Genomic DNA, 6546 nt, shown 5'->3' on the forward strand with positions numbered 1-6546 from the left:
CCGGACTGGCCGGAGGTCACTTCTTGTCCTCTTCATCCACGATCTCGGCGTCGACCACGTCGTCCTCGGCCGGACCACCGGTACCGGGCGCACCCGCACCGTCCTGCGCCGCCTGCTCGTACATCGCCTGGCCCATCGCCTGGCTCGCCGCGGCCAGGGCATCGGCGGCCTCGCGGATCGCGGCCGTGTCGGTGCCGCCGACGGCACCGCGTAGAGTGCTGAGCTTCTCCTCCACGTCCGACTTGACGGTGGCGTCGATCTTGTCGCCGTTCTCGGCGAGGAAACGCTCGGTCGAGTAGACGAGGGTCTCGGCCTTGTTGCGGGTCTCGGCCTCGTCGCGGCGCTGACGGTCCTCCTCGGCGTACTGCTCCGCGTCGCGGACCATGCGGTCGATGTCGTCGCGCGGCAGCGCGGAGCCACCGGTGATGGTCATCGACTGCTCCTTGCCCGTGCCCAGGTCCTTGGCGGACACGTGCACGATGCCGTTCGCGTCGATATCGAAGGTGACCTCGATCTGGGGCAGCCCGCGAGGGGCGGGCGGCAGGCCGGTCAGCTCGAACATGCCGAGCTTCTTGTTGTACGCGGCCATCTCGCGTTCACCCTGGAAGACCTGGATCTGCACGGAGGGCTGGCTGTCCTCGGCGGTGGTGAAGATCTCCGAGCGCTTGGTGGGAATCGTGGTGTTCCGCTCGATGAGCTTGGTCATGATTCCCCCCTTCGTCTCGATGCCCAGGGACAGCGGGGTCACGTCGAGGAGCAGGACGTCCTTGACCTCACCCTTGAGCACGCCGGCCTGCAGGGAGGCGCCGACGGCGACGACCTCGTCCGGGTTGACGCCCTTGTTGGGCTCCTTGCCGCCGGTGAGGTCGCGGACCAGGTCGACGACGGCCGGCATCCGGGTCGAGCCGCCGACGAGCACGACGTGGTCGATGTCGCTGACCTTGATGTTCGCGTCCTTCACGGCCTGCTGGAAGGGGTGCTTGCAGCGGTCGATGAGGTCGGAGGTCATGCGCTGGAACTCGGCGCGCGACAGCGAGACGTCGAGGTGCAGCGGGCCGTCGGCCGACGCGGTGATGTAGGGCAGGTTGATCGTGGTCTGGCTGGACTGGGAAAGCTCGATCTTGGCCTTCTCGGCTGCTTCCCGCAGACGCTGGAGAGCCATCTTGTCCTTGCCGAGATCGACCCCGTGCTGACCGTTGAAGGTCTTGATCAGGTGATCGGTGACCCGCTGGTCCCAGTCGTCACCGCCGAGCTTGGTGTCGCCGGAGGTCGACTTCACCTCGACCACACCGTCGCCGATCTCGAGCAGGGAAACGTCGAAGGTGCCGCCACCGAGGTCGAAGACCAGGATGGTTTGTTCCTTCTCGCCCTTGTCCAGGCCATAGGCGAGCGCCGCCGCGGTCGGCTCGTTGACGATCCGCAGGACGTTGAGCCCCGCGATCGTGCCGGCCTCGGTGGTGGCCTGGCGCTGCGCGTCGTCGAAGTAGGCCGGGACGGTGATGACCGCGTCCGCGACCGGCTCGCCGAGGTAGGACTCGGCGTCCCGCTTGAGCTTCTGCAGGATGAAGGCGCTGATCTCCTGCGGAGTGAGCTCCTTGGCATCGACCGTCATCTTCCAGTCGGTGCCCATGTGGCGCTTGACCGACCGGATGGTGCGCTCGACGTTGGTGACTGCCTGACGCTTGGCGACCTCGCCGACCAGGACCTCGCCGTTCTTCGCGAAGGCCACGACCGACGGGGTCGTCCGGGAGCCCTCGGCGTTGGCGATCACCGTGGGTTCACCGCCCTCGAGCACGCTCACGACGGAGTTCGTGGTGCCGAGGTCGATGCCGACCGCTCGTGCCATGTCTGTGTGCCTCTCGATCCATGTCGGCGCCGCCAGGAGTGCGTGCGTGCCGACCCTGTGGGGATGAAAACTCTCGGTGGGACCGGCCGCCGAGGTCACTCGGAAGGTCGGTCCCACCAACGCTAGGACGTCTCGATATGTTGAGTCTACCTGACTCAGGAGTCGACTCGGAGCGAGATCGCGCAGAATTGAGTCGCTCACGCTCAGCTTCATTGATCGCCAACCCATCCCCGTGACGCCGGGGCCCGCGATACCGGCTCGGGCCTGACGCTGGGCTTTGGGCTGCTATCGGGCCGTGCCCTGCCAGGGCGCCAGGACGGATCCTGGCGTCGGCGAGCAGGACCTGAACAGCCGCTGGCAGATCTCGCCCACCGTGCTGGCTACGTGGCGTGGGGAACGCGCCGGACGGCGGCTGGGTGGCTCCTACTGGGCGACATTTCGCCCCCGCCGGATCCGCCAACGCGACCAGACGGCAGCGCGACCGGTGCCTCCGCGCGGCTGATCCGGACACCGAGCCCTGGAGAGAGACCAGTGAGTTGCGCCCCCGGTCCCCTCAGGGGCAATCCGGCCACCGGAGCCGCCAAGGGGACCGGGGCCGTGCCGCGGGGGACGACGGGTCAGGCTCCGGCGGCGGGCGGGTCGCCCTTCGGCGGCTCGGCCGGTCGCTCCTGCGCGGCGTCGGAATCGGCTGGTTCGGCCGTCTCCCGCGGCGGGCGCACGGCGGCCAGGATGCGGCCGCGACGTGGGCGGGCGATGGAGTCCGGGGCGGGCGTCGGGCCGATCGAGCTGATCGGGCCGGCGTCGGCTGGGGGCTGCTCGGACGACGCGGGGGCCGCGGTCGCCGCGGCGGTCGGTGGGGTCGCGGGCACGGCCAGCGGCATGCCGGCCCGGGTGCCCACGTCGGCCTGCCGGCCGAGGTCGGCCTCGATCTGGGCGAGCCGGTCGAGCAGCTCGCTGGCGTCACCGTCGCGCTCGCGGATGGTCCGCAGCGCGTCCATCAACGCCAGCCACTGGTCGCGGTCGACGGTGACCTCGTCGGCGAGCCGGTTGGCGGAGAAGGCCGGGAACAGGCGCTCGGAGGCGGCGATGATCTGGCGCACCTCACCCGGATTGAGCCGACCGGGCTTCTTGCGGATGAAGTTGGCGACGTCCTTCATGCTGATGATCGTCACGCCATCGAGCGCGCCGTCGCTCCACAGCACGTTGGCCTCGACCATCACCAGCACCGGGATGACCGGGATCTTGAGCATCGGCAGTGCGGCGCGGATCTGGTTGCGGACCTCGCCGCCCAGCCACGATGCCCGGTCGATGACGGGCTTGAGCGACTCGCCGTCGCAGACCGCGCCGCCTTTGGTGTACCGCACCGTGCCCTTGCTGTTGTCGCTGCCGAGCACCATCACCCCGCCGGGCCCGACCAGCAGATGGCCGATGGTTGCCTCGGAGTACGGCACGGCCCGGTCGTGGAGGATGAGGTAGCCGTGGCGACGCAGGCGGGCGATGGCCTTGGCGGTCTTCCGCTCGGCCTCGGCGCCCTCCCGCAGGAACTCGATGTCCGGGGCGGTGCCGAAGGACGCTGCGACGATGCCGGCCGGCCAGGCCAGGAACACCAGGAAGAAGACGGCGATCGCGACGGCGGGCTGGCCCAGCCCGAAAGCGATCACGAGCGCGAGAACGAGCCCGACCACTGCTGCGCGCACCGCGATGCGGGGCACCTGCCGGGCCAGCCGGTCGCGCCGGACCAGCGCCTGGTTCTCCCGGGCCCGCTGGTACTCGGTCTGCAGGGAGTGTCCAGGACGGCCGACTCGGGTCATCGTCGGCCGGGTGATCGTCGCCATCGTGCCCACCATGCTCGCAGGGTCGTCAACGTGGGTAGGGCCCGTCCGCGCCGGGCACGCCAGGCATCGTCGCGGCACCGCTGGCACCAGGCCCGCGCTGCTCCTCGAACCAGCACCACGGGAGTGTCCGATCGCCCAGTTACCGTAGGCGAAAGACCGACCCATGGTGCGTCGATTGTCCTTGCAGCGCAAGGCTTGACATCATCGACTGGGTGGCTTCGCCGCAGGCAGCGCGGGCGGGCGGTGCAGGCACATCGCGGTAGTCGTGACGGTGCGCGGCGTTGCGCGTCGGTTGGGTGTCTGCCACTGAAAGTAGCAGTCGCGCTTGCCGTATGCGGGTGATCGGACCTTCGGACCCCCTAGGTCGGGCCGCTTGGACCACGTCGTGGCAGGGTCGAGGGCGAGGGGTGTCCCTTCAGGGTCCCGCGGTTGCCCGTCGTGCGCCTTCGGATGAGCGTGGCGGCAGCTTCGAGGTGGCTCCGACGGGCGCACGGCGAATGTGGATGGCGAATTCACGCGAGCTACGGCACCGGGTGGCGCAACTCACTCGCACCCTTTGTTACCGGCCAGTACGAGTAGGCTCGCCCCAGTTGGCGGGCCCAGATGGAGGATGCTGTGAGAATTGCGATCGGTGGAGCGATCACGCTGATCGCTCTCGCGGTTGCCGGCCGCCGGGTCTTCTGGCTCTTCCGGTTGATCCGGTCGGGCCAGCCCGTCGAAGGCCGGCTGGATGACCTGCCGCGCCGTGTCTGGACCGAGATCAGCGAGGTCGGTGGCCAGCGCAAGCTGCTGAAGTGGTCGGTCCCGGGTGTGGCCCACCTGTTCACCTTCTGGGGCTTCACGATCCTGCTGCTCACGGTCATCGAGGCCTACGGCGGGCTGTTCGACGACGACTTCCACATCCCGCTGTTCGGCCACTGGGCGGCGATCGGCTTCCTGGAGGACTTCTTCTCCGTCGCGGTCCTCGCGGGCCTGGCGGCCTTCACCGTCATCCGGTTCCGCAACGCCCCGGCCCGGCTGGAGCGCAAGTCCCGCTTCTACGGTTCCCACACCGGCCCGGCCTGGGTCATCCTCGGCCTGATCACCGCCGTGGTCGGGACCCTGTTGATCTATCGCGGCGCCCAGTGGAACACGGGAAACCTGCCGCAGGGCCAGACGAAATGGGCCTTCGCCTCGTACGTCGTCAGCCGCGCGTTCTCCGGCCTCTCCCACGACGTCAACGAGGACATCGAGACGGCGTTCCTGCTGCTCAACATCGCGGTCATCATGGGCTTCTCGGTGCTGGTCGTGTACTCGAAGCACCTGCACATCGGTCTGGCCCCGATCAACGTCGTGCTCAAGCGTCAGCCCGCCGCGCTCGGCCCGCTGGCCACCACCCCCGACATCGAGAAGCTGATGGAGGAGGAGGAGCCGCTGGTCGGTGTCGGCAAGGTCGAGGACTTCACCTGGAAGGCGATGCTCGACTTCGCCACCTGCACCGAGTGCGGGCGTTGCCAGAGCCAGTGCCCGGCCTGGAACACCGGCAAGCCGCTGTCGCCGAAGCTGCTCATCATGGATCTTCGTGACCACCTGTTCGCCAAGGCTCCCTACCTGCTGGCCACCAAGGGCGCCGGTGAGGGAGAAGGGGACGAGGCGCCGAAGGCGGTCACCGGGGTCGAGGAGGACGCGGGCCACGGTCACCACGGCGTGCCCGAGTCCGGGTTCGGCCGGGTGCCGCAGCCGGGCCAGCCGCAGGTCGACCGCCCGCTCGTCGGCACCGCCGAGGAGGGCGGGGTCATCGACCCCGACGTGCTGTGGTCCTGCACCAACTGCGGTGCCTGCGTCGAGCAGTGCCCGGTGGACATCGAGCACGTCGACCACATCGTCGACATGCGCCGCTACCAGGTGATGATCGAGTCGGCGTTCCCGTCCGAGGCCGGCGTGATGCTGCGCAACCTGGAGAACAACGGCAACCCCTGGGGCGTCTCGCAGCGCACCCGGACCGAGTGGACCCAGGGCCTGCCGTTCGAGGTCCGCGTCCTCGACGACGGCGAGGAGATTCCCGACGACGTCGAGTACCTGTACTGGGTCGGCTGCGCCGGCGCGATCGAGGACCGGGCCAAGAAGGTCGCCCGGGCCTTCGCCGAGCTGCTGCACACCGCGGGCGTCGAGTTCGCCATCCTCGGCACGAACGAGTCCTGCACCGGTGACCCGGCTCGCCGGCTCGGCAACGAGTACCTGTACCAGGAGATCGCCAAGGCGAACATCGAGATCCTGAACGCGGCCAAGGTCAAGAAGATCGTCGCGACCTGCCCGCACTGCTTCAACAGTCTCGCCCGCGAGTACTCCGAGCTCGGCGGGACCTACGAGGTCGTCCACCACACCCAGCTGCTCGGCAAGCTCGTCGAGGAGCGCAAGCTGGTGCCGGTGACACCGATCGAGTCGTCGGTGACGTACCACGACCCGTGCTTCCTCGGCCGGCACAACAAGGTCTACACGCCGCCGCGGGAGATCCTCGAGGCCATCCCGGGCCTCCGCGGGCAGGAGATGCACCGCTGCAAGGAACGCGGTTTCTGCTGCGGCGCCGGCGGCGCGCGGATGTGGATGGAGGAGAAGATCGGCAAGCGGGTCAACGTCGACCGGATGGAGGAGGCCCTCGGCCTCGACCCGGACGTCGTGTCGACGGCCTGCCCGTTCTGCATCGTGATGCTCACCGACGCGGTGACCGAGAAGAAGCTCGCCGGTGAGGCGAAGGACAGCGTCGAGGTGCTCGACGTGTCCCAGCTGCTCGCCCGCTCCCTCGCGCCGGCGACCCCGGCCGAGCCTGCGCCCGCCGAGCCGGTGGCCTAGCGAGCCGCCCCCGCGACCCCGCCCCCGCAACCCCGC

At 69.2% G+C, this 6546-nt stretch carries 3 protein-coding genes; 1 reads left to right on the forward strand and 2 read right to left on the reverse strand.

Annotated features, from left to right (window positions below):
• Positions 1-16: 16 nt before the first annotated feature.
• Both dnaK and MXD58_RS02875 read right to left on the reverse strand, forming a co-directional pair.
• Positions 17-1846: a molecular chaperone DnaK gene (dnaK, locus tag MXD58_RS02870; RefSeq protein WP_248841237.1), complete on the reverse strand. Its 1830-nt coding sequence runs from the start codon at positions 1844-1846 to the stop codon at positions 17-19.
• Between the two features lie 617 nt (positions 1847-2463).
• Positions 2464-3681: a nuclease-related domain-containing protein gene (locus MXD58_RS02875; protein ID WP_250609017.1), complete on the reverse strand. Its 1218-nt coding sequence runs from the start codon at positions 3679-3681 to the stop codon at positions 2464-2466.
• 615 nt (positions 3682-4296) lie between these two features.
• On the opposite strand from MXD58_RS02875, the gene MXD58_RS02880 reads away from it, so the two are divergent.
• Positions 4297-6510 (forward strand): (Fe-S)-binding protein, encoded by a 2214-nt coding sequence (locus MXD58_RS02880; protein WP_248841239.1) that lies wholly within the window; start codon positions 4297-4299, stop codon positions 6508-6510.
• Positions 6511-6546 lie beyond the last annotated feature (36 nt).

Origin of the sequence: Frankia sp. AgKG'84/4, from assembly GCF_023242965.2 — a bacterium.
Taxonomy (GTDB): domain Bacteria; phylum Actinomycetota; class Actinomycetes; order Frankiales; family Frankiaceae; genus Frankia.